General features: G+C 40.7%; 13 protein-coding genes. 3 read left to right on the top strand and 10 right to left on the bottom strand.

The annotated features are described in order from the left end of the window. Positions 1 to 9: 9 nt before the first annotated feature. The 8 genes from IPP86_04530 to IPP86_04495 all read right to left on the bottom strand — a co-directional run bounded on the left by IPP86_04530 (position 10) and on the right by IPP86_04495 (position 16,917). Positions 10 to 3,201 carry a hypothetical protein gene (locus IPP86_04530; GenBank protein ID MBL0137782.1) on the bottom strand — a complete coding sequence of 1,064 codons (3,192 nt, stop codon included), beginning with the start codon at positions 3,199 to 3,201 and terminating at the stop codon, positions 10 to 12. Positions 3,202 to 3,481: 280 nt separating this feature from the next. Then, positions 3,482 to 3,754 (bottom strand): DUF4242 domain-containing protein, encoded by a 273-nt coding sequence (locus IPP86_04525; protein ID MBL0137781.1) that lies wholly within the window; start codon positions 3,752 to 3,754, stop codon positions 3,482 to 3,484. Positions 3,755 to 4,135: 381 nt separating this feature from the next. Continuing rightward, positions 4,136 to 9,250, bottom strand: coding sequence for a T9SS type A sorting domain-containing protein (locus tag IPP86_04520; GenBank protein MBL0137780.1), 5,115 nt, complete (start codon positions 9,248 to 9,250; stop codon positions 4,136 to 4,138). A gap of 497 nt (positions 9,251 to 9,747) precedes the next feature. Next, entirely contained in the window at positions 9,748 to 12,036 is a 2,289-nt protein-coding gene (locus IPP86_04515; protein ID MBL0137779.1) for a T9SS type A sorting domain-containing protein, read from the bottom strand. 8 nt (positions 12,037 to 12,044) lie between these two features. Then, positions 12,045 to 12,686 (bottom strand): hypothetical protein, encoded by a 642-nt coding sequence (locus tag IPP86_04510; GenBank protein ID MBL0137778.1) that lies wholly within the window; start codon positions 12,684 to 12,686, stop codon positions 12,045 to 12,047. A gap of 411 nt (positions 12,687 to 13,097) precedes the next feature. Continuing rightward, positions 13,098 to 14,681, bottom strand: a complete 1,584-nt coding sequence (locus IPP86_04505) for a T9SS type A sorting domain-containing protein (GenBank protein MBL0137777.1) — start codon at positions 14,679 to 14,681, stop codon at positions 13,098 to 13,100. A 94-nt stretch (positions 14,682 to 14,775) separates the two neighbouring features. Continuing rightward, positions 14,776 to 16,446: a T9SS type A sorting domain-containing protein gene (locus IPP86_04500; GenBank protein MBL0137776.1), complete on the bottom strand. Its 1,671-nt coding sequence runs from the start codon at positions 16,444 to 16,446 to the stop codon at positions 14,776 to 14,778. A 135-nt stretch (positions 16,447 to 16,581) separates the two neighbouring features. Next, positions 16,582 to 16,917, bottom strand: a complete 336-nt coding sequence (locus IPP86_04495; GenBank protein MBL0137775.1) for a hypothetical protein — start codon at positions 16,915 to 16,917, stop codon at positions 16,582 to 16,584. 250 nt (positions 16,918 to 17,167) lie between these two features. On the opposite strand from IPP86_04495, the gene IPP86_04490 reads away from it, so the two are divergent. Beyond that, a complete protein-coding gene (locus IPP86_04490; GenBank protein MBL0137774.1) occupies positions 17,168 to 18,358 on the top strand; it encodes a T9SS type A sorting domain-containing protein in 1,191 nt (396 codons plus the stop codon). A 172-nt stretch (positions 18,359 to 18,530) separates the two neighbouring features. On the opposite strand, the gene IPP86_04485 is transcribed toward IPP86_04490, so the two are convergent. Further along, positions 18,531 to 19,520: a hypothetical protein gene (locus tag IPP86_04485; GenBank protein ID MBL0137773.1), complete on the bottom strand. Its 990-nt coding sequence runs from the start codon at positions 19,518 to 19,520 to the stop codon at positions 18,531 to 18,533. 116 nt (positions 19,521 to 19,636) lie between these two features. Next, complete coding sequence (locus IPP86_04480; protein ID MBL0137772.1) at positions 19,637 to 22,858, bottom strand: T9SS type A sorting domain-containing protein; 3,222 nt, start codon at positions 22,856 to 22,858, stop codon at positions 19,637 to 19,639. A 526-nt stretch (positions 22,859 to 23,384) separates the two neighbouring features. Between IPP86_04480 and IPP86_04475 the strand changes: the two genes are divergently transcribed. Together IPP86_04475 and IPP86_04470 are read left to right on the top strand one after the other, a co-directional pair. After that, a complete protein-coding gene (locus IPP86_04475; protein MBL0137771.1) occupies positions 23,385 to 24,245 on the top strand; it encodes a helix-turn-helix domain-containing protein in 861 nt (286 codons plus the stop codon). A 95-nt stretch (positions 24,246 to 24,340) separates the two neighbouring features. Then, positions 24,341 to 25,147 (top strand): class I SAM-dependent methyltransferase, encoded by an 807-nt coding sequence (locus tag IPP86_04470; protein ID MBL0137770.1) that lies wholly within the window; start codon positions 24,341 to 24,343, stop codon positions 25,145 to 25,147. Positions 25,148 to 25,268: the final 121 nt, after the last annotated feature.

Below are 25,268 nucleotides of genomic sequence, written 5' to 3'. Positions count from 1 at the left end.
AGCTGAGCGCTAATTTTCTTTTTCTACAAAATACATTTCGATCTCTCCCTTATTCTTCGCGTGAATTTTCCCACGCTGTGTGCATTGGAATTTGTGATTGACCAATTGCCATGTGCTGCCACTGATATTTACCTTCCCGGCCTCACCGCTTGATTCCATTCGGCTGGCTATATTTACAGTATCCCCCCAGATATCATAGGCGAATTTTTTCAGACCTACTATCCCTGCGACAACAGGACCTGTGTGGATGCCAATTCTTATTTCAAAAGGTTCCTTTCCTTCACGATTTCTTTTTAGAAGATGTTGCTTCATGAATTCCTGTATTTCCAGAGCCGCACTTACCACATCAACAGCGTTTGTTAGGTTGACTACAGGCAGACCTCCCGCGCACATATAACTGTCGCCAATTGTTTTTATTTTTTCAATATTGTGTTTGCCGATAATGGCATCAAATGCTTTAAAACAATAATCAATTTCTGATACTAATTCTGATGGAGAAAGTTTTTCAGAAATTTGAGTAAATCCTTTGAAGTCGGTGAACATGACCGTTACATCCTGGAATTGCTTAGCATCGGCACTTCCTTTTGCTTTGAGTTCTTCGGCAACTTCTTCCGGAAGAATGTTTAGTAAGAGATCATCGGATTTTTTCTTTTCTGCAACCAAATCAGCTGTTCGTTCTGACACGGTTTGCTCCAATACCTTTTGACGGGCTTTCAGGATGCGTTCCCGCCATTTGATATAGTACCAGATGCTTCCGGTCAGGACAAGGAAATACAATACATATGCCCACCAGGTACGCCACCATGGTGGGTGAATGTGAATTGAAACAGAAACCCCTTGTTCATTCCAGACTCCGTCATTGTTGCACGCTTTTACCTTGAAAATGTAGTTGCCGGGATCCAGATTCGTGTATTTAGCTGTGCGGGAGGTACCGGATAGGATCCAACTCTTATCATATCCTTCTAACTTGTAAGCGTATTTATTTTTATTCGTTTGTGAAAAATTTAATGCGGCAAAATCAAATTGCAATTCTGATTGATCATAAGCCAGATTCATGTACCTGACATCATAGATAGCGCTGTCATGAATATAAGGTTCATTGTTAATTTTTATTTCCGTGATTAGAATTGGAGGTGGTTGTGTGTTGAATTTTAATTTCGAAGGGTAAAATGAATTGAATCCGGAAACACCACTGAAAAGTAATTCACCATCTTCTGTTTTAAATGATCCATGCCTGTTAAATCGTAGGTTTTGCAACCCATGACTTATGTCAAATGCCCTGATAATACCTGTGCCCGGATCCAAACAGGCGATTCCATTTGTAAAAGAGCTTGCCCAGACACGGTTTGAATCGTCGATTTGGATCGCGGTGATAAAATTGGAAGGCATCCCTTCGTTTTTTGTATAGCTTCTGAATTTTCCGATAGTTGGTTCAAATCTGTTCAACCCTCCATTTCTGGTTCCTACCCACAGGATGCCATTTTTATCTTCAGCAAGGCAAATGACATTGTTGTTGCTGAGTGAAGCAGAATCACCTTCACGATGATTGAAGTGAGTAAATGTTGAGGTTTTTGCGTCGAAACGATCGAGACCTTTACCTGAAATTCCTCCGAAAACATTCACACCATCTGCAGTTCCAACCCAAATGGTTCCTTTTGAATCCTTAAATATTACATTCACCTGATCACTGCAAAGGCTTTTGGGATTTGATTCATCATTACGAAAGAGCGTTTGTTTTTTTGTTTTCAAATTATACCGCATCACGCCACCTCCGTTGAATCCTATCCAGACTTCATCATTGTCGCCTTGAGTAATACAACTCACTTCTGAATCACCACTGCCTTTTGGTGGTGGTGGAGAAACCAATAATTTACACCTGTTCTTTTTTATTTCATACAAATGCACACCAAGCCCCGAACCAAGTAATAAATTCCCGTCTTTGAGTTGTAACATTGCCCAGAGTCCAAGATCAATTTCGAATCCATCGGGTACTATTTTTTCAAATTTATTAGTGGAGAGATCATATTTGATCAGACTTTTCCCGTCAGTACCAAGCCAAACAATCAGTGAGTCTTTAACGATTGAGTAGATATTGTTGAATTGACTATATTTCAAATTGGTGTATTGCTGGTACAATTTGAATTGCTGACATAGAGGATCCATTTTATCGATTCCCCTGCTTGTTCCTATCCAGTAAATTCCGCTTTTATCCTGAAAGATAAATGAAGCCCAGCTCCATGCAAGTCCTCTGTCGTCATTGTCAACATAAGGATAAATTTTAAATCCGTTTGTTTCCGGATTTACTTTAGCTATACTCGTATAAAAGGGTGGGCCTGATGCAATGCTGACCCAGAGCTCACCTTGCTGATCTTCAAGAAAAGAAGTAGCCAGGTAATTGAGTGTATCCTGTGGGGCAGCTTCACGAGTGTGTCTTTTGAACAAATTTGATTTCGAAGAATAAGAATACAAACCATTCCCGGTCATGAACCAGAGAACACCTTTTCTGTCCTCATAAAACTCATTAACGGGATAACCTGACAATACACCTTTCTGAATACATGAAGGATATGGAACCGGTGCGTATGTTTTTGAATCCATGCATCGGAAGCCTCCTCGAATCGAAGAACCAATCCATGTGATCCCATTTTTATCAGCAAAAATTCCTGAGATACCGCTCTCAATAAATTTCCGCAGTGAATCGTCTGTTATTTTTGGTATTGAGATGGAATTGTCTGAAGTTCTGAAAACACGAATACCCTTGTCTGTGCCCAGCCATAAATTGCTGTCCGGCCCAATGGAAATGCGATTAATCATCAATGCTTCCTTGTTTAGTTGATTATTTCCACTGAGAAAACGCCGGAAGTTGTTGGAAGCTCTCTGATATTTGTTTAACCCCTTATTTGTCGCGACCCATAGTGTTCCATCCTTGTCAATCAGGAGATCATTAATTGAGTTATCGCTCAGGGAAGTAGTGTCATTGTCCTTATTTAAATAATTTGTGAACTCATAGCCATTAAAGCAACTTAATCCGTCAATTGTTCCTATCCAGATTAATCCATAAGTATCTTGTTCTATCGCTTTTGTAAAATTACTGGAAAGACCATTGGAAATGGTGTAATGTTCGTAACGGAATTCGGTTTGTGCAGTTATTGCCGTGTGTGATAATAAAATCAGTAATACAACAATTTTAATCTGATGCATAATTGAGAGGATCGATAGGATTACAGGGAGTAATCTCCTGTTTCAGCTGCTTCAAATGAAAGCTTTAAAATAAAGTGGTGAAGACCAAATTAGGAAAAAATTTTGAATTTGGAAGCTGCGAATTTGGCATGAAAAATTAACTCGCATTTTAAAACATGCGAAATAATCAAGTCAATTTATGCAGAAAATAGATTCGGCGATCGCTCTAAAAGCTACAGAGCTTCTTCTGCTTGAATTTTGGAATCCGCTTTTAGTTTCAGGTAAAAGCAAATCGAATGAATTACTCAGCGGTAGTCGGGTCAATGATTGCAGCAACTCTGCTCACTGAATTGGCAGGGAAACCACCCTGTTTTGCGTGTTCGCGTACCATTTCCTCATTGGGTGCGCTATAAATACAGTAAATCTTGTTGTCTGTGACATAACTGTGGATCCATTGTATTTGAGTGCCCATTTTACTAAGTACACCGCATGATGTTTGGGAAATTGCTTTTAATTGTTCGGCAGATAGTTTCCCTGCTCCGGGGATTTCGCGTTCGATGACGAATTTTGGCATGATAATTTAATTAGAAGTTTAGAGTTGGTGAAATTTATAGAAACAAATTTAGACAATGAATGATGCAATTATTAATGAATCAAATGGAATTTGATTTAGGGGTACCTCTAAAAATATTGGCGATCAGGCAAAATAATACTTTGCAAGTGATTTCGATAGATGATCCTGTTGTTTGGATTTTCTTGAAATGTAGTAAATATTTTTTGAAAATTATTTACTTGTTCAAATCATCCAAAAAGGAGGTTATTGGAATGGTTTTTTTGAAAAGTTATATCCTGATATCAGGTAAAAATTTGGTAAGGTATTTTGGAAAATGACAAAGAAAGGAGGCTGCCTTTTTCAAAGCAGCCTCCTTTTTTAATTTAATTCCTAATCTTCTATTTACTTGTCAATGACCAAACGAATTGTTTGGGTTTCTCCATTAACAACTGCTATTTTCAGGAAATAGATGCCTGGAGTTGCATTTGTTGCATTGAATTCAACGGTATTGATTCCTTCTGTAAGTGAAACTGAATTCTTAACAACTTCATTGCCGATTAAATCGTACAAGCTGATAATGCAATTCGATTGGATCATCGATGTAACCTGAATTGTAAATTGTCCATTGCCTGGATTCGGGTAAATGCCACATTGAATCTGGGATGGATTAAATGTTCCGGCTTTACGATCGTGATCATCACCGTCACAATGGTCTTTCACTTCCACCCACAGTGAACGGGTCTGACTGTTACCACATGCATTCGTTACACGTACACGAATCAGTACATGCTCAGTTGTTACTCCCGTAAAGTCAACAGTAATTGAGTTGAGGTTTGCAGTAAAACTTGCTCCACCACCAACTGTCCATGAGTAAGAAGTTGCGCCAATTACAGCAGGAATACTGTACACCTGGATAAGCTGGTCAGGGCATACATTTTCTTCGCCAATAATTCTGGAAGTGTTCATGTTGCCTGTTTCAATGTGCTTGCTGCGTGCCGGACTCGTTCCGCATGCATTACTTGCTGTTACCCGGATATCGCCATCGTGGAATCCTGGAAGGAAGTTAACTGTGATCGATGTTCCGGTATTTGAAACAATCTGAACGTTTGCAGGTACTGTCCAATTATAGCTGGTTGCACCGGTTATAGGAGCAATTGAATAGGTCACTGAGGTTTGACCACAAACAACATTGCCTGGTCCACTGATGTAGCCTGGTCGCAATGGAGCAGTTGTACAACCGCCTCCGCCACAATTTGTAACAGTGATTGAAGCTGATGCTGTATTGGAACATCCGGCAGTATTTGTATATGAATAAGTAATCTGGAAGGTTCCGATTCCGGCAACTGCAGGATCAAAATTTCCTCCGGTTACACCTGTTCCGCTATAAGTTCCTCCTGCAGGATTTCCGCCGGTAAGCGCAAATGAAGCATCAGTTGAACATACTTGGGCAAAAGCGGATAATGTAACAACCGGCAACGGATTCACTGTTACAGTAACAGGACTTGAAGCAGCGGAACAACCTGACGTGTTCGTACCGGTTACAGTATATGTTCCTGTTGATGTAACTGTGATACTTGCAGAAGTTGCACCTCCCGGAGTCCAGGAATAGGACGCTGCATCAGCAAAGGAAGCTGTGAGCACAACATTACCACCTTGACAGAAACTTGTCGGGCCGCCTGCATTAATAATTGGCTGAGGAAGCGCGCTGATCGCAACATTAATGCTGTTTGACGTAGCCACTAGAACAGATGCACAAGTAGAATTTGAGGTCATGGTACATTGTACAAGATCTCCATTTACAAATGCATTACTTGCGAAAACAGGACTGTTTGTACCTGCGTTAACACCATTCAGCGTCCACTGGTAAGCGGGAGTTGTTCCTCCGTTTGTCGGAGTTGCTGTAAAAGTGATGGTAGTACCCGGACAAACTGCTGTAGAAGGAATGGAAGAAATACTCACTGCAGGAGTGGTTCCTGTAGAAATCACCATAGCCAGCGTGTTTGAATTTGCTTTTAACACTGTTGCACAGGAAGCATTGGTAGTGAGTTCACAAGAAACAACATCGCCATTTGCCAATGCGGAGTTTGAATACGTATTGCTGTTTGTGCCAACATTGGTTCCGTTTAGTTTCCACTGATAGGCCGGGGTTGTTCCTCCATTAACCGGAGTAGCTGTAAATGTCACATTCGTACCAGAACAAATTGTTGTTCCTGGATTCGCAGTAATGGATACCGATGGGGTGACCGAAGCGTTGACAACCATTGTAACCGTGTTCGATGTTGCTGTTGCAGGAGAAACACAAGATGCATTTGAAGTCATCACACAGGAAACCGTGTTGCCATTGGCGAGAGCTGCATTTGTATATGTGTTACTGTTTGTTCCCACATTTGCACCATTCAACTTCCATTGATAGGCCGGAGTTGTTCCGCCATTTGTCGGAGTGGCGGTGAAAGTAACACTGGTTCCCTGGCAAATTGTTGCTCCTGGATTTGCTGAAATACTCACGCCAGGTGTTACTGAGGTTGTCAGAGTCATCGTGATCACATTGGATGTTGCTGTCAAAGGTGAAGCACAACCGGAATTAGAGGTCATGACACAACTCACCTGATCACCATTTACCAGTGCGGCATTGGTATAGGTAGATGTATTGGTTCCAACATTTCCGCCGTTTAATTTCCATTGGTAAGATGGAGTTGTTCCTCCATTTACCGGTGTAGCGGTAAATGTAACACTGGTTCCTGCACAAATTGTATTGCCGGGATTTGCGGTAATGTTAACTGCAGGAACAACTGTTCCGCTTACAACGATCGTCAGTGAATTACTGGTGGCAGTGAGTGGAGATGCACATGCTGCTGTAGATGTCATGATACATGAAACTACGTCAGCGCTTGCAAGAGATGCATTTGTATACGTTGCGCTGTTGGTGCCAACATTTCCTCCGTTTAATTTCCACTGGTAGGATGGAGTGCCACCATTTGTAGGAGTAGCTGTAAAAGTAACACTGGTACCGGAGCATATTGTCGTGCCGGGGCTTGCTGCAATTGAAACTGCAGGTGTCACCGAAGCATTTACCACCATTGTCAGGGTATTTGATGTAGCTGTGGTTGGTGAAGCGCAACCGGCATTAGACGTCAATACACAGCTGATGGTATTTCCATTCGCAAGAGCTGCATTTGTGTAAGTAACGCTGTTTGTCCCAACATTTGCTCCATTAAGTTTCCATTGATAGGATGGTGTGGTTCCGCCATTTGTTGGCGTAGCTGTAAAGGTTACACTTGTTCCTGAGCAAATGGTAGTGCCAGGGTTAGCGGAGATAGACACAGAAGGAGTGACTGCAGCATTTACAACCATTGTAATAGTATTGGAAGTAGCTGTTGGAGTTGAAAGGCAACCTGCATTAGATGTCATTACGCAGCTTACCTGGTCGTTGTTCGCTAAAGCACTGTTGGAATAGGTTGAAGCATTGGTTCCAACATTATTACCATTCAATTTCCACTGATATGCCGGAGTTGTTCCTCCATTCGTTGGGGTAGCAGTAAACGTGACATTTGTTCCAGCACAGATTGTGTTACCCGGTGCCGGTGCAATACTGACTGTAGGTGTAATGGAAGTGGTTACTACAATTGTAAGTGTATTTGAAGTTGCAGTTGCCGCAGAGACACAATTGGCATTTGATGTCATTACACAACTTATTGTATTACCGTTGGCAAGAGCCGCATTGGTATACGTAGCGCTATTTGTTCCTACATTGGCTCCATTCAACTTCCATTGGTAAGAAGGTGTTGTGCCACCGTTTGTAGGAGTAGCTGTAAACGTTACACTTGTTCCGGCACAAATCGTTGTACCCGGATTAGCGCCAATAGATACAGAAGGAGTAACAGCTGCGTTCACCACCATCGTCAATGTATTGGATGTTGCGGAAGCCGGTGAAGCACAATTTGCATTTGAAGTCATCACACAGCTGACAGTATTTCCGTTTGCGAGAGCTGCATTTGTATACGTAGCGCTATTTGTTCCAACATTTGCTCCATTGAGTTTCCATTGGTATGAAGGTGTTGTTCCGCCATTGGTTGGTGTGGCTGTAAATGTTACACTTGTTCCGGCGCAAATAGTTGTACCCGGATTGGCGCCAATAGAAACAGAAGGAGTTACGGCTGGGGTCACCGTCATCGTCAATGTATTGGATGTTGCAGTAGCCGGTGAAGCGCAATTTGCATTTGAAGTCATCACACAGCTGACAGTATTTCCATTAGCAAGCGCTGCATTTGTATAGGTAGCACTGTTCGTTCCGACATTGGCTCCATTGAGCTTCCATTGGTATGAAGGTGTTGTTCCGCCGTTGGTTGGTGTGGCAGTAAACGTTACACTTGTTCCGGCGCAAATAGTTGTACCCGGATTAGCGGCAATCGAAACAGAAGGCGTTACGGCTGCGTTCACTACCATCGTTAGAGTATTCGAGGTTGCTGTAGTCGGGGAAGCGCAATTTGCATTCGAAGTCATTACGCAGCTGACAGTATTTCCGTTGGCAAGGGCTGCATTTGTATAGGTAGCACTGTTCGTTCCGACATTAGCTCCATTGAGCTTCCATTGGTAAGACGGTGTTGTCCCTCCGTTTGTTGGAGTAGCTGTAAATGTTACACTTGTTCCTGAACAAATTGTAGTTCCCGGATTTGCGGCAATACTAACACCCGGAGTAACACTTGCTGAAGACGTAACAGCTAAAACCTGTGCGGTACTTGTTCCACAGGTATTGTGAGCTGCAACCGAAATATTTCCGGAAGTGCTGCTTGCGGTTGCTGTAATTGAATTCGTTGTAGATGTTCCGGACCAGCCACCTGGCAATGTCCAGATATAATCGGTCGCGCCACTGACTGCGGCAACGGAATAGGTTTGGGAGGAACCTGAGCAAACAGTAGTCGCTCCGGCAATTGTTCCGGGTTGTGCAGGAGTTGTACAACCGCCACCTTCTGTCAATACGAGTGATCCTGAGTATACATAATCATTTATTTCATCACCAGTATTATCCGCAGCCATTCCTGTGTAATAAAATGTAACAGTGCCAGTTCCTGCAGCGGGTGCTGTCCAGTTAAAAGCAAATGTGTGTGAGTTCAGTGTTTGTCCGCCTCCGGCAGCCTGAACAACATTTTGACGACTGACACCGCTTACAGTTGCGGCAAGCAATCTTGTTTCTACCGCGTTTGTAATGGCAAGTGTTCCTGCATTTGTATTTGCAGATGTCAAGACTTCGCAGTCCAAACCAAAAAGGGGGAAGTTTGTTTGTGCAACTGTGATGCTCATGTTGTAAGTAGTACCAGGGATATACGATCCACCTGAGATACCAGCGATAGTGACTGAACCCGGGCCGCCATTCAGCGCATAGTCGCCATGGCAACTGGTACATGTTGTTTCACCGGGAGCACCTGTTTTTCCCGCTCTTCCATTACTTGATAGCATAGCGCTTGTGAACACAAAAGCGAGTGCGGAAAGTAATAGTGCGATAGTTAGTTTGTTTTTCATAATTAATTTCTCTTTTAATGTTAGTTGTGATTTTTATTAAGGGAATTGTGATGTCGCAGTGAAAAAAAGACAACAATTCCGGTTGTTAAGTTTTTTTGGAATTAACTCAAGGAGGAATGTGAAAAGTACAAACCAGAATTAGCGCAAGTTGAATTCTGTTGTTCTGTGAGATTCCCCTTTTTTGAAAACGCATAACTGAATTTAATTAGCGTAAGAAAAAATTTCCGGGGGAAAGTCTAAAAGTAGTACTGTGGCAGCTTTTACAGACATGACCAATGATGAACGGCAATCATGATTTCGGTCATAACACAAAAAAACAATCACAGCATTGAACGAAAAATGCAGATATCTCTTTTATCGTCTGCTTAAATACATTCTCAAGCCTGCCTTAATGCAGCTTATTAATTGTTCAATCTGTAAAAAGTTAAGCAGAATAATTATATCTCTGAAAATAATTTATAAGGATTGCCCGAATGCCTAAAGTGAGTGTGGGACAATTAATTTTTAATCAGTTTAATTACTTGTAAGTTGTTGTTAATTGTAATCAAGCAATAATATATGCCATTACGAAGTCCTTGGCAATCAAATTCGATATTTTGGATTCCTTCTTCAAATTCGTCTTTTTTATTCTCAAGAATTACCTGACCAAGTGTATTTACAATTTTTATTGAGACTTCCTGTGGATGACTTAAATTGAATTCAATTGAGAAGATGCCTGAAGAAGGATTGGGTATTACTTTTATGGGAGTTTGATTCAAAAAACTCTCTGCTACTCCGGTAATCGCGGATTCTGAAGTAGCCTGGCATCCATTTGAATCAGTTACCATAACTGAGTAATTTCCAAATACAGGTACTATAAAACACTGATCTGTTGACAGGGTTACACCAGGATTTGAAATAGCAAACCATTCATAAGTTGAGTAAATTCCGGTACATAATGTATCGCCATTGATGCTAACCAGGGGTTGAGCGGGCGGATTGAATTCAGTAATATGAGCAGGAAAGGTCGTTGAATCGCAACCAAAAGAATTACATGCAACCAAAGTCACGTCAAATGTTCCTCCATTTGCATAATAGATTCCAGTTGGATTCTGCGCTGTTGAAGTGGAGGGAACAGCTCCGGGAAAATACCAGGTCCATGATGTAGGATTGTTAGTGGATGCATCAAAGAAATCAATCGCTTTTTTTGAACACCAAACTGTATCACTGCTACTCATTTGAACTGATGGAATGTTTCCGGGAGTAAAACAGGACATCTTAAAGAAAACAGGTTGGTCAGCATTGCTGTTTACTTTAGTTGGCTCATAGACTCCGGGTGTTGTTGGGAAATCTTGGGAATGAGATGTGGAACTTACACAAATCGTATCGTTGTTGCCACCATGATCACGAAGAGAAAGATGCGGTGAAGGGTAATCGTAAACACTTCCTGAATAATCGGCGTCACTTCCCCCTACATAAGTTGATCCTCCGCATCCATAACCGGTGCCTGTTGTATTCAGATTCACAATAAAGAAATCGTATGTTCCTGCATTGTCATGCTGATAGGCGCCGATGGAAGTGGGGAATGAATCTTGGGTGATACCTGTGACATATGCTTCTCCAAGAGAATTTACAGCTAATCCTGTTCCAACGTCTTCCCGATACCCTCCTAAAAATGTAGAGTAAACGAGATTGTTTCCACTTGCATTGAGTCTTACAACAAAAGCATCCGTCCCGTTATTTCCGGCATGCAAAGGTTGAAGCGCTCCCGGCGTGATCGGAAATGCAAAAGTATTCGTCGATCCAACAACAAATGCATCATTGGTTGAAGGGTGTATTGCAATCGCATTTCCTGTTCCGGGAGCTACATAAGTCGAGTATTCCAGTGTGACCGGTGTAGTAGAACTTAATTTTGTCACGAAGGTCATTACTCCGTCTTGCCCGGTATTGAAAACGGAATTGTATGCTGCTGATGTAATCGGAAAGAGAGGTGTTCCAAAGCTGCTGAAAATTTTTCCCGTGATGAATGCTTCACCTGAACTGTTTACCGCGATACTACGACCTTCAACGTTGCAGAATGAACCTCCTCCTAATCTTACAGAATAAATCAGACTGTTTGTGCCAGACTGGTTAATATCAAATTTCGCGACGAATGCATCTTTGTCCCCGGTTGGGAATACTGAAGTCGCTTTTACCGGGAAATTTCCTATAGATGTGTTACCTGTAATATAAGCTATGCCAGGGCCGCCCAATGTAATACCATAGGCCTGTTCACTTCCTGTACCGCCAAGAAATGACGAATACACTAATCCGGTACCAGTCGCGTTAAGCACAGTTAAAAATGCATCGGAACCACTATTGTGTACAGGTTGATAAGCGTTTGCGGTAGATGGAAAATTTGTGATTCCTGTGATATTTAAATCAACAACCCCGGTTACATAGGCTTGTCCAAGGTCGTCAACCGCAATTCCTGCTCCGAATTCAGAAGAGTTTCCGGGCAAGTATGTACCGTACAGCATGGTGGTTCCATCGCTGGAAAATTTGGCTACAAATATTTCGGGGAAAACATTTCCGGCCCCGGAATATGCTCCCGCTGTGACCGGCATGGAGCCGTCGAAAATTCCTGTGAGATATACATTTCCGTTACGGTCCATTGCATTACTGAAACAATAATTAATATTATTTCCAGCGCCTGTTGCACGAGTATATGAACTCCATACCATCTGAAAAAGTGGATCGATGATCAAGTCGTAATTTTTATTGTATCCTGTCGTAGCTTCATACCCAAAAGTTGTGTCATTGATCATGGTGTAATTTACTTCAACGAAGTGTTTTGTGCCATTGATGATTTGCCATGCGACAGGTTTTTTTGAAGTTGAATGTTGTAATCTGTTGCAATCGCCAGTTCACCTTTTGGGTCAATGGATAAATTGTTCACACCTTCATAATAAGCTTGAATGGATTGAACGTCTGCACCGGCATGTACGATATAGTCATATTTCAACTCACTTCCATAGCCGTAAAAATGTAAATCGATGTTCTTAAATACTGATTGGTATTTTAGATGCGTGAATTCTTCAGGATGAACAACCCATTTGCCAGGGTCATTGCCAAACAAATATGAGTAAACACTTTTCTTTCCATCTGAACCGATTATTTCCATGTCACTTTCCGGATTTACGAATTTCATATTCCAGACTATAAATGGATGATCTTCTGTACCATCAGGAAGCTCTACTTCTTCTCCCGGTTGCGAGAAACTTAAACCGTCATAGAGAAATGCAACACGAGTTGCTGTTGATTGCCCACAGTAAAGAATTTTATTGTCCCACTGGCCTTCATTTCTTAGAAAAGTGATACGCGAGTCTTTATTTTCACCGAAAGCATAAGTAGAATTTATTTGAAAAAGGGTAACGAAAATTATGGAAAAAATAAATGAGGGTAATTTTGTTTTCATGTTTTTATTGTTTTGGCTGGCTTTAGAGCAGGAAATACATAGAAATTTGATTGTCTCACTTTATCTGGCTATCAATCAGTCATATGAAATCCAAATTATTTGACCTTGAAATAGCTTGTGCAAGCTTACTCTGGTGAGCCTGATTCCGGAATTAAATGTTGCTGAGCGGGAAGAATTGACGAATGAAAGAGTCAATTTATTTTAAGTGTTCAATTTTGGGCCATGTTAAAAGCTTTCATAACACATTTTAACAAAGGTGTGAAATCAAAGAAAGGCGGGGGATGAGCTAAAGAAAAATTTATTGCCCTCGAAAATATCTGTTTGAAGGAAATTTGATTCAATTAGTCTTCCATTTTGAATGGCAGTCTGAAGTGGTGAATCCACAAGGCGAAAGCTCGAAGTGAAGTCAATCTAATTTATAATCAATTTTGCAGCAAAGTAATTTTTAGCTGAATGCAAAGTGACCATATAAATTCCACTTGTCAGGTTTGTTAATGGCAATTTAATTTGAGAAGCACCTTCGGAAACGAAAATGGATTGCTCCTGTATTTTTCTGCCGGAAAGATCAAATAACTCAAATAGCAAAACATCCGGGTGGCTCATTGTGAAATTAAGAGCAAGATTTTTTTCTTTTACATAAGCTATCAGGTTATTTGTGGAAATTGGCAATACAGAAATATCGCTTGGATCACACGCATCCGTTTCTATTGGGTTTTCCAGCGTAAATTGAAAGTTGCTTAAAGGTATTTGGTTAATTGTATACGTGGATGTAAATTGATTGTATCCGCTGCTGTCATAAGATGCGATTGGAGTGTCAGACAATTGTATTGTATTTTCATTGCAATGAAAATTGAATGCATTATCAGTTTTGATGAGGTATCGAAAATAAAATCCATTGCCAACAGGAGTGGAGGCGGAGATCAAAATTCCGCTATCAGCACAGGCAGTGATGTCTTTCCCATCCACACCGAATATGTTCTCATAAACCCCTTTTGTGAAGAGAACTGACCCTGAAGTATCACACACAGCGATAACTGCTGATTCCGGAGTTCCGGATGGCAAATTAAATCCTGTCAAAACAATTTTGTCTTGTCCCACAAGAGCCGCAGAGGTTATGGAAAGGAAATCCGGACTGGTTATTTTTCTTGCCCATTGCGTATGTCCGTCAAATGAGAGTTTTGTGATAACGGGAAAAGTTGATAAGCCGCCGACTGTGGTTGTGTAAATACTTACAACAACAATGCTGAGGTCGTAGAGTTCAAATGCTACCAACGGACTTATCGAGTATGCGGTATCTCCTGTTTGAAGCCCCCATACCGGGTTTCCTGAATTGTCTGTTACCATTAATGCAAGTTGTGACTTCCAGTTATTACCTGTTTCAGGATAGGTTTGTCCCGCGAAGAGATGATTGTTGTTTTTAAGTAGTAACCCCTCCTGAAAATGCGTAGGCTTTCCGTTTACCTGATATTCATTTTCACGGATTAAATTTCCTGAAGGATCTGTAACAAATACAACAGCGTTGTCGGGCTGACGAAGACCGCCGCACATCACAAATTCGTTTGTGTTGGAATGAAAAATGGATTCGAAATTCGATGTTCCGCTGGTAAACAGTGCTGAAGCGCCAGTTATATTGGCTGAAGAATCAAAAAGTACCAGAGTGGCTGCACTTCCCGCGGTTTGTCCAACGACTGCTAATTCGCCGCCAGGAAGCATGTCAAGATCGTTATAAAAAGAATATTGAGTTAAGTCGTTATACCGTTTGTACCATTGTAATCGACCTGCCTGATCAATTTCTGTAAGGTGAATCTGGCTTGAAGGGAAAGTTAGATTGCTATAAATAGTCATGTTTACAAATTTTCCGTCGAAGCGTTCTTTTGTTTTGACAGCGGAATAATAGATAGAGTCGGGGAGGTAATACTTCCTTTGAAAGATATGTTGTGAAGAAGCATTAAGATAGTATAATGTAAATAAAGTGAAGAGTATATATTTTTTCAAAGTACTGTAGTTTTTGTCAGGATACTAATATAAATTGTAGTATAGAGCCTGTTAAATGCGCACTTATTTAATTTTAACGGAATGGTAGTGCAATTTACTGAACGATCAATTTTAAATATTTATTTTCAGTATGATTATGGAGAATTAGGTAATAAATTCCCGGAGCCATATTTTGTAAATTCAGTTCGGTTTGAAGTCCGGCATTCTTGTCCATAACAACCTGTCCATGTATATTTATTAGTTCAATATGCAAATACCTGAGTCCTTTAATTTGTTCAATATGTACTACCTGATTTGCCGGATTCGGAAAAACAATCAATTCTTCTTCTGAACTTTTATTTTCATTTATACCTGCAAGCTGGAGGCAGGAAGGATCAGGTTCGTAACTCCACATATCATTAACAGTGACGTCCATTCCTGTGACCGGTACTTTTGTTAGACCACCAAACATATAAAACACACCGTTCCGGTCTTTGAAACTCGCTGTTCCACATCGTGCTCCAGGATGACTGTTGATATCGGCTTGTCCAAGGACTCCAAAACGTCTTTGAGCATCTAAAGAAAAGGAAGGATCCGGTACAGGAGAGTTTACCAGCATCCATTTTTTATCAGCCATTACAAAACACCAGAGTAAAGATTGATTCAACGTATAGGCATTACCGGGCACCTCATACTTTCCTCCGAATTTCCAGAGATTACCCTGATCGTCGATCCATGCAGCTCTTCCTTCAATTCCATTTCCGGGTGTAAGCGAATCACCTGGATGACATTCCGGACCGTAGTGAGCAATGTCGGATAAGGAATCATCTCCAGCGTACCATGCCCATTGATTGATCTGAGGGTCGTAGCACCAGAGGTCATTTAAAAATTGATCATAGACCAGTCCGTCAAAACTTCCTCCAAAAAGCCAGAATTTTCCATCGTTACCTTGCCATGATGTGTGGGCGAAACGTGCACCCGGACAATTCAGGCTGTCAAAAACTCCTTTCGTGCCATAATGCGCGTTACCAAAATTGGTACCACCCGACATCCATGTCCAGTCACCGGTGTTCGGATTGTATCTCCAGAGGTAATACGCGGAATAGAAATCCTGCCCTGCACCATAGAACCAAAAATTATTTTCGCTGTCTGTCCAATAATCGGAGCATTCAGCCAGAGAACCTGGCGAGTTGGTTGGAGCCGGAACGCCTTTTACCCCGAGTACAAGATTTCCCGGGAGAGAATCGCCATCCATCCAGGTCCATTCGTTTGTTTGTATATCATATTTCCACAAATCAGACATATACCTGTATGGAAATGATCCGGTTCTTTGTTTTGTATAACCGCCATACATCCATAGATTGCCTGTACTGTCGGTCCATGCCGGAGAGCCTAATCCACGACAACCCGGAGAATTCAATGGAGAGGATACTCCTTTAATACCAAATGTCGGTGCTTGATTCACTGCTCCGCTATCGCCTTTCATCCAGGTCCAAACTCTTGTGTCAGGATCAAACATCCACATATCGGAAAAATACCCGCTACTATAATCTTTGCCGCCATAAATCCAGAATTTACCATTGTGATCAGTCCAAAACACGGAAGCATATAATCCCGGCGGAACATTGCTGCTGTCAGGAATCCCACGTGTTCCATAACGGGCAAGGGTATAATAAGCACTGTCGCCATGTACCCAGGTCCATAAACCGGATTGCGCTTTGCTATTATTCAGAAATAAAAATAAAAACAGAATCACAAGGAATCCTTTTTGAGAAAATCTATCCATGGCTAAATATTTATATTCTCCAAGATAAAAAAAAATCTGATACCAAACTATTTCGCAGGATTATCATGTAAATTTATGGATGGTGTAAAAGGAATGATTTCGAAAATGTGATTTATGTGGAATTTGAAGTGGTTGTTACAGTAACCTGTAGATTGTCATAAGCAGTATCATGACAAGCAGCGATGTGTAAATAAGCTTGGTGTATTTTGCCAGCCAGTTTGGTAAATAGATGTCAAAATTGTCTTTTGTGGAATCAGAGTATTTGCGGGCGATAAGTGTTAATGGGCAATAAAATTTAAACAGGAGCAAGGTGATTCCTTCCAGCACAAACAAGCCGAAGCCTATCCACAACCAGAGATCCAGTTTATTCGTGATGACCGCAAATAGCATATAGAACATTACGACATTAAAAAATATCCAGATAAACGTGTGGATGCTTTTTACAATGATTAATTTGGTTTTATTATTCAATTGCATTTAATTCGACCTTTTCAATGATTGATTAAGATACGGACCCATTCATTTTCAAAAATAGTCTGAATGATTTCTTTTTGAAAATTATTTTGTCATTTTTATTTGATATTTGTCGTTTGGAAGGAAATTTTTCTATCTTCACATTATTCAGGTTATTGATTCATGATATTTTTTGTTAGTTAACTTCTGAAATTTAATTGTTATCTGGGACAAATAATCCGATCTTTAATTTTTAAACTAAATCAACATGAAAAAAATCTTACCACTTTTTTTGTTTTTGCAATTGTTAGTTGTTGCTTTATCAGGGCAAAATCCCGACATGAATGGCTGGTCAGGCGGTGATAAATTTGAGTCTCCGTCAGCTCTTAACCTTCTTCGCCATTCGACAATGCTTAATACTGCAAATTCAAATTCACTTATCTACGATACTGTACGCACAATTGATGAACTAAATGATCCTACCGCTGCTGATGCTTATCCATGGCTGTCTCCGGACGCGCTTCATTTGTATTATGTAAATTCAGCATCCGGAAATCAGATCATGTTCTCCCAAAGATTAACCACAACGGCCCCATTTTCTTCTCCGGTTCCTGTCAGTCTTCCCGTTTCTATTTTATCAATTTGGTTATCGGATGATGAATTGGATTATTATGGTTCTGGTGGCGGCGCTTTATATTATGGTCACCGTACATCCACCTCATTACCTTTTTCGAGTTTTTCTATTATTACTCTGAATGGTTTTACAACCTCTTTTTTTTCCGGTCCATCACTCGATCAATCGCAGAATGAACTTTATTTGTATGTTGTGGGAGTACAAAATGAAATAATTCAATTAACAAGATCGGGACCCACATCCTTCGACCTTGTTCGAATCCTTCCAATGCCAATGAATTATATTGCCAGTCCGGGACAATTATCCAAAGACGGATTATCCTTTTTTATGCCTTTAAAGCTAAGCGGACAACCATCAAGATTATATGAATACACCCGTGCATCACTCACAGATTCTTTCACCCTGAGTTCCTTTAATCTCGTTCAGGGTATTGCGGATACCGTTACCTGGAAAACGCAACCTACTGTATCAGACAATGCATCTTATTTGGTTTTCGCAGTTTCGCAAACGAATTCCTGGCCTGAGAATGATTTGTACATCGCTCATGGAGATGAGTTTGTTTCAGTGTTTGAGCCTAATGAACTTGATCGGGTTTCTGTTTTTCCAAATCCATCGAATGGAAAATTTAACTTTATTTCTTCGACATCCAAAATAAGTAATATCGAAATCGTAAATCTGCTTGGTGAAACTATTTATAAAGACGAACAAATTCCGCATGGAGAAAATTGTTCGATTGATTTGACTGCAAATGCAAAGGGCGTATTGCTTTGTAAAATTAGTACTGATTCCGGAAAGAGGATGTTGGTAAAATTGGTTATCGAATAGATTGTTCAAGTCTGGATGTACGTATATTGAAATTTTAGAAACTTTATCCAGCGAAATAGGTCAAATTATTTTAACAGTGAAGCTAGTTTCCCGAAATTAAAATTGGCTTTAAACAGCTCAGCGGCTTTTGCTTCGGCAATACTTCTTTCTTTGTCGAAGTTGCTTTTTGATTTTACCCATCTGACATAAAAAACTGTGGAGCAGTAGGCGGGATGTTTTTATTTATATAATCAGGATTGATGATCATCCATGCCTTTCCCGCGTCATCGGTTTCCTGAAAATATTCTTTTTCCTTGTCAAAAGAATTGTATAACGGTAATTCAAGCAGGTGGCCTGTGATGCATGGTTTTGTCATCCATACTTCATTCTGAGAAGATGAAAAGCGGTCAATTTCCTGAAGTCCTTTTGTAATGCCGTCAATCGAAGTGTTATACTGATCTTCTATTTCCTTATTGGATTTGTAAATTTCCGAACCGGGCTGAGCCGGAGTCTTTTCTTTCTGAAAGCCAGCAAAGTCTTTTTTAAGCTTTAGTAATGTTGCTTCCGTATTTTTTCGTAACAGGACAAGATATTCCCGTCGGGTTACCGGGAGGAAAAAGGGGACACCGGGTTTTGTTACCAGTACTCCGTCACAATAAGAATTCGAGTCATAGTAGGGATAACCATTTAGCAGGGTTTGGTTTTGCTTGTATTTGGTAACATAAACAATGGAATTGTTTACACATATATCTTTATTCCTGCCGGTTCCAATATCATCATTGTGCACTGTTTCGGCAATATTTAAGATACTGTTTGCCTCACACATAATTTCAAAATTCCACATTCCCTTCCAGCTGAATTTCTCAGGTCCCTTCTGACAATGTATTTTGTAGGCGTAGAGGTATGCCTGGAAAGATGTCAATCCGCCACAACTATTGCGTGCATCGTTCTTCACATCTGTAAATCCATGCAAACCGTTTGCTCCTTTTAATGCTGACAGGATCATGGTGTTAATTTCTTCGCCCGTTTTCATCAAAGCAGGATCTTTCATTCGGATACTATTTTCGCCGGTTGCTTTTTCAAAAATACTTGGTTGCGCGGCGGCCATTTCCTTAGTACAGTCCTGGGCATTAGCAATAGTGAATAAGGAGGCGAAGAAAATTATAAAACAGATATTTTTCATAGAGATAAATGTATGATTTAATTTGAGCTCTGGAAAATATGATTACAGTTATATCAAAAAAAAGCGCCTGCAGTCATCTCAGACCACAGGCGCTTTTAGTTTTAGCCGTTTGTGTGTTATTGAACAATCACCCTTTTGTTTATATAGCCATTCTTAGTTATTATTCGAAGCAAATATGCTCCTGCCGGGAATTCACTTAAATCAATCTCGAATTGTTTTAGCGATTTGATTTCATTAAATGCTTTAGTCAATTCTATTGATCCTGTAGCATTGTAGAATTCAAGTGAAAGTAATTCTTCATCAGAGCTAAATTCGATCTTTGCTTTGCCATGCACCGGGTTCGGGTATATGGATGCTATTTTGTTTCGTTCAGCAGACGAGATACCTGTACATATATCTACTGTGATATTTTGTATTGCTTCCTGGCTGCATCCGTATGCGTCTTCGTATGAATAATGAATAGCATAAGTTCCTGCTCCAATAGTCGGATCAAAGGTGTTGTTGGTAATTCCTGTTCCGGAATATACGCCACCTGCAGGTAGACCACCGTTAAGTACGAGCGGTTGATCGTCTGTACACATGTTTGAAAATGCGGGCAGACTTACTACCGGTGCGGGCACAACTGTCATTGGAGTAATTGCGCTGCCTTTACAGCCATTGGCATCTGTATAAGAATATTTTATCAGATAGGTTCCAGCACCGATGGATGGTGTGAAATATGCTCCATTCACTCCTGTTCCGCTATAAATACCACCTGTTGGTGTTCCTCCGTTTAATGTGAATGTGGTGTTGCATTCCCCTGAATACATATCAGGACCACCGTAAACAACCGGATTTGGATTCATAGTTGTGCTGATCGGGTCAGATACAGAAGTACATCCCAATGCATTCGTTATAGACACCGTCAGGTTCTCGCTTGTTGATACATTGATGATCGGTGTTGATTCTCCCGTAGACCATAAGTAGGAGGATGGAGTGCTGTTTCCAATTGCCACCGCGTCGATTTCATTCCAGTCGGCAACTGCAGACATATCCATCGTAATTCTGACTTCAGATACAGGGAAGGTTGTTGTCGGGAAAGTAATGTGCAGCATACGAGCGCTGTCTCCGGCATACCCCGGAATCGCAGTGTAAACATTTTCATACAATCCTGTTCCCGGATTTTTCACAAAGACACTGTCAATGGTTCCGGGTCCCAACGTTTCATAAATATCGATGAAGTTAATGGGTACAGGATGACTGAAGCCCAGTTCCAGAAATTCTCCGGGTTCATCCATTTCTGCAGGAGCCCAGGCGGTTTCGATGTCTCCATAAACCGGATATACATCGGGCGCACCTAGAACCTGGACAATACCCCAGTCATAGGGATCGTATTCTGTACTAAATGAAATGACAGATGATGCAAATCGACGGTCCGCGATTCCATTGAGTACAGACAAATCCACGCTGCTTCCATCACAAAATGGAGCAGCACCTGCAGGATCAATAACAGGAGTCAATGGCGCCGCGTACACTTCCACTGTTTCTTCATTCGATGTTCTTGAACAACCACCACCATTAGTGATAGTCACAGAATAGATTCCGGATTCTGAAACAGTCAATGTTGCATTCGTGTCGTTGCTCAGAGCAATTCCGTTTTTGTTCCATTGATTTCCCTGTGAAACACTGCTGGTGAATTCAGCTGTTCCACCTTCGCAAAAGGCAAGAGCAGAAGAAGTTGAAATAACTGGTGCAGTAGGATAGGTGAACATCGTGAGTTCTGTTACAGGAGAATTTACAACACAACCATTCACGGTTGTTGCTGTTACAGAAAAACTTCCGGTTGCGAATGCAGTGATACTTTCAGTAGTTTCTCCGGTACTCCACAAATAGGTATTCGAGTTATGAGAGCTTAAACTCATTCCGTCAACAAGTGTCGCTTCAGAGTTGTCCACTGTATTTACAACGATATCGTTTACAGATTGATCAAAGTTCCAGTTGCCGATCAGTCCTGCGATCGAACCGGAAGCATGCAGTGTCTGATCCTGAATAATTTCAGCCGGTGTCCTCACAACATTCCAGATTCGGATATTGTCGATACTGCCATCCATCCAACCATTGCCATAACCAACATTGATGGTATTATCCCAGTTAAAATCTGAGTGATCCATCACGCCTGTTGCAACCAGGAATCCATCTACATAGATTCTTTGTCCTACGCCGGATTCTACAACAACCGCAACATGGTGCCACTGACCGTCAGCATAATTCTGACTGTATGAGTTGATTGTTTCCTCTGACCAAAGGCGGTGAAAGATCTGTCCGTTGGAAAGATACAGGTCACGGTCAAAATTTCCGCTCAGGTCCCCGTCACGAACACTTGAAATGCCAATATTTGGTTCAGTAGTTTTGAAATCCAATTCATAAGTATAATCTGTCTCGGGTGAATTGAATGGAATTACCACGCGTTGTGATCCTCCTGTGAAATTGAGCGCGGAACCATAGGCTGGTCCGGTCAGTGTGATAGTATCACCTTCACAGAAATTCGCAGGCGCACTTGTAGTGATTATCGAATCGGGTTGAGCGTCCGGTACTTCAACTGTAAACAAAGCTGTATTACCTAAACTGTCAACGATGTTATAACTATATGTTCCTGCGCTTACAGTAAAGGTTCCTAAACCGGTATATGGAGGAAAACCACCTGTGGCTGAAATGGTCAGATCAGTTGTTCCGTTCGGACACTGAATAAAAGCTGCTGCTGCATGACCGGTGAGTACCAACGGAATCACTTCAATAATACCATAGGATCCACCACCAAATTCCATCACTCTGAATTCAATTGTAGAAGAGTCATTCAGTACACCTTCCCACACATCATTGTGCGCGTCACAGCAACCTTCGTGATTCCAGACTTCAACACCATCAATCAACACATAGGCGTAGTCATCGTGTGCAGGGATGTTAATCTGATAGCGTCCAAAAGGAAAGCCTCTTCGTTTGCCGGAGAACGAGTGATATTCATCAGTCACCGTGTCTCCCTGATAATTCAATGCATATGATGGACTCAGACCGCCATCCCAATAATCAAGCGTGTTCATTGTTAATGCAGTGTCTACATAGTAACCTGCATAACCAATATCCCAGCTGTCAGAACCGGTAGAATTCCACGCGTACACATTCCAGACATTCTGACCAAAAATAGAAGGGTCGCCAACAGAATTTGATGAATTGCCGTTTCCGTTTCCATTTCTGATCAGTGTACTTGTACCCATTCGGGTCTTGTGTACATTTGCATGTTGTCCATTTGAAAATGTCGAAATAGTCAACATGATCACAAAGAGGTAACAATATCTAATCATAAGTTTTGTTATTTTTGAATGATTAAACCTTGTTAAAGTCCATTGGTTCCACGATTGAAAGGTTCATGTCTGTATTTAGAAAAATGAAAAAGAAAAAGATGCAATCAAATGGAAAAAGGGGATTGAGTTGTCACTTGGACTCTTATTTGTGCTGTAATAAAATTGAAATAAAGTGATGTGAATTGATGAAATATTGAACAAATCGAATTTGTCTTACAGTTTTTTCAATGCTGATTTTATTGCGGTAATATTTTAGAATGATTTCTGCTACGATTTATTTTTCCCATTCATGGAATATTCCCGAAGGGGTGAAATCAAATAAAATGTTTTGGTTTTGGGACAAATTTTATAGGAAATGCGCACTTTAATTGTACTTCGAAGGGATTTTTTTGGACACAAAAATCCGCCTTGTGAGTGTAAATTTTGGTATTTTGGAATGTGCAGTAGGGTTGGATGTATGATTCGGACCATATTTTATTTTTTAATATAAATTTGCAGTCTCTATTCCTGTTTTACCCCTTCTGTCATGCTTTATTTTTTAGAGAAAGTCAGGGAAAGCCCTGCGTTTTATAAACAACTTTCGGTAGATGATCAACTCATCACGGAATACAATTGCCCTATCGATACAAAAATGCTCACGCTTTGGGCAAGTCAGGGTTACTTTGTATATGTATTGGAGGGTAAAAAAATCTGGCATATTCCCGGGCATTCATTTGAATTGAATCAGGGTGAATGTTTGTTTGTTAAGAAGGGTGCTCATATTGTGGAACAGTTTTTTGACGTTCGCTTTTGTGTGGTGGTATTCTTTCTTTCAGATGAATTTATTTGCGAAACGATCCGGGATCACAAAATGGTTGTGAATGTAAAGGGTAAAAAAGAACCCACATTGCCGGTAATGCCCGTAGATGCTGATGATTCACTTCATGCTTTTTTTAATTCTGTTGTACCCTATTTTTTAAGTCAGAAAGAGACCAATAAGGCACTGCTCCAGTTAAAATTCAAAGAATTAATTCTGAATGTTGTTCATAATCCCCGCAATCGCGCTATCGGGGATTATTTCTGTTCTCTGCTGACGGATTCATTCCCGGAATCTATACGTAAAATTCTGGAAGAAAATTTTCATTACAACCTGGGACTGAATGAGTATGCAAAAATGTGCGGACGAAGTTTGTCGGCATTTAAAAGAGATTTTGAAGAGCATTTCAAAACTACCCCGGGGCGTTGGTTATTGGAACGTAGATTACAACAGGCACAATTATTACTCGATACATCCTCAAAATCTGTCAGTGAAATTGCATTTGATTGTGGTTTTGAAAATGCATCACATTTCAGCAGATCGTTTCGTCAGCGCTACGGTAAATCTCCCGCAAATTACCGTCAAAAGTAAGCTGAACTTTTAGGCAAAGTGATTGGGCTTTATAGAAACATCCGGATAAGGTTGTGAAACTACTTTTGTCTTGTAAAAATTAAAAAACTATGCAGATGCAAACAACCCCAATTGCCTTTTCAGGCAACATCCCGGTGAACTATGATTCATATCTGGGACCCATGTTTTTTGAACCTTATGCGCTTGACATGGCAGATCGCATAAGTCGGTTTACGCCATCCGGTTTATTGGAGCTGGCCTGCGGGACAGGTCGATTGACAAAATTGCTCCCGGCAGTAACCGCTAAGGATGCGAACATTATGGCAACGGATATTAATCCAGCTATGATTAATTACGCCATGAGAACCGTCAAAAGTGATAAAGTTAAATGGCTTGAAGTGGATGCGGTTACACTTCCATTCCATGACGAAACATTTGATTGTGTCGTAGCGCAATTCGGAGTCATGTTTTACAGCAATCGCCCCAAAGCTTTTAAAGAAGCATTGCGCGTGCTAAAACCGGGTGGTGTATTTATTTTCAATTGCTGGGATGAAATTGATAATAATCCCATGGCAAAGATTACAAATGATACACTGCAACATTTTTTTCCGGTGAACACTCCTGCATTTTACAGTGTGCCATTTTCGTATTTTGATGAAAAATTAATTGCGAAAGATTTGCGCGAGGCTGGTTTCAATACTTTTACAATTGAAAAGGTTCAGCAAACCGGCTATAGCAAATCCGCTTCCAATGCAGCGAAAGGGTTGATCAATGGTACGCCTACTGTAACCGCCATTGAAGATCGTGATGCTGATCAATTGCCTTTGATTCTGGAGCGTCTGGAGAATCAAATCGCAACACAATTCTCTATGGAATCTTTAAAAGTGCCTTTAAATGCAAAGGTGATAACCTGCATGAAGTAAGGCTCCTATTTCAGATAAATTTCAGCATGTTTTCTTTTTATAATACTTTATAAAAAGAAAACATGCTGAAAATTTATAAATGATAATTTACATTGGTGAATTGACAGAAAGAATAGTAATT

This window comes from Bacteroidota bacterium (assembly GCA_016720935.1).
Classification (GTDB): Bacteria; Bacteroidota; Bacteroidia; order AKYH767-A; family 2013-40CM-41-45; genus JADKJP01.
This window is presented reverse-complemented; position numbering and strand designations above follow the sequence as displayed.

What these genes read in the sequence shown, in the direction of transcription:
- IPP86_04530 (MBL0137782.1), bottom strand. Translation starts at nt 3,201, where the DNA reads ATGCATCAGATTAAAATTGTTGTATTACTGATTTTATTATCACACACG.
- IPP86_04525 (MBL0137781.1), bottom strand. Translation starts at nt 3,754, where the DNA reads ATGCCAAAATTCGTCATCGAACGCGAAATCCCCGGAGCAGGGAAACTA.
- IPP86_04520 (MBL0137780.1), bottom strand. Translation starts at nt 9,250, where the DNA reads ATGAAAAACAAACTAACTATCGCACTATTACTTTCCGCACTCGCTTTT.
- IPP86_04515 (MBL0137779.1), bottom strand. Translation starts at nt 12,036, where the DNA reads ATGATCAATGACACAACTTTTGGGTATGAAGCTACGACAGGATACAAT.
- IPP86_04510 (MBL0137778.1), bottom strand. Translation starts at nt 12,686, where the DNA reads ATGAAAACAAAATTACCCTCATTTATTTTTTCCATAATTTTCGTTACC.
- IPP86_04500 (MBL0137776.1), bottom strand. Translation starts at nt 16,446, where the DNA reads ATGGATAGATTTTCTCAAAAAGGATTCCTTGTGATTCTGTTTTTATTT.
- IPP86_04490 (MBL0137774.1), top strand. Translation starts at nt 17,168, where the DNA reads ATGAAAAAAATCTTACCACTTTTTTTGTTTTTGCAATTGTTAGTTGTT.
- IPP86_04485 (MBL0137773.1), bottom strand. Translation starts at nt 19,520, where the DNA reads ATGAAAAATATCTGTTTTATAATTTTCTTCGCCTCCTTATTCACTATT.
- IPP86_04480 (MBL0137772.1), bottom strand. Translation starts at nt 22,858, where the DNA reads ATGATTAGATATTGTTACCTCTTTGTGATCATGTTGACTATTTCGACA.
- IPP86_04475 (MBL0137771.1), top strand. Translation starts at nt 23,385, where the DNA reads ATGCTTTATTTTTTAGAGAAAGTCAGGGAAAGCCCTGCGTTTTATAAA.
- IPP86_04470 (MBL0137770.1), top strand. Translation starts at nt 24,341, where the DNA reads ATGCAAACAACCCCAATTGCCTTTTCAGGCAACATCCCGGTGAACTAT.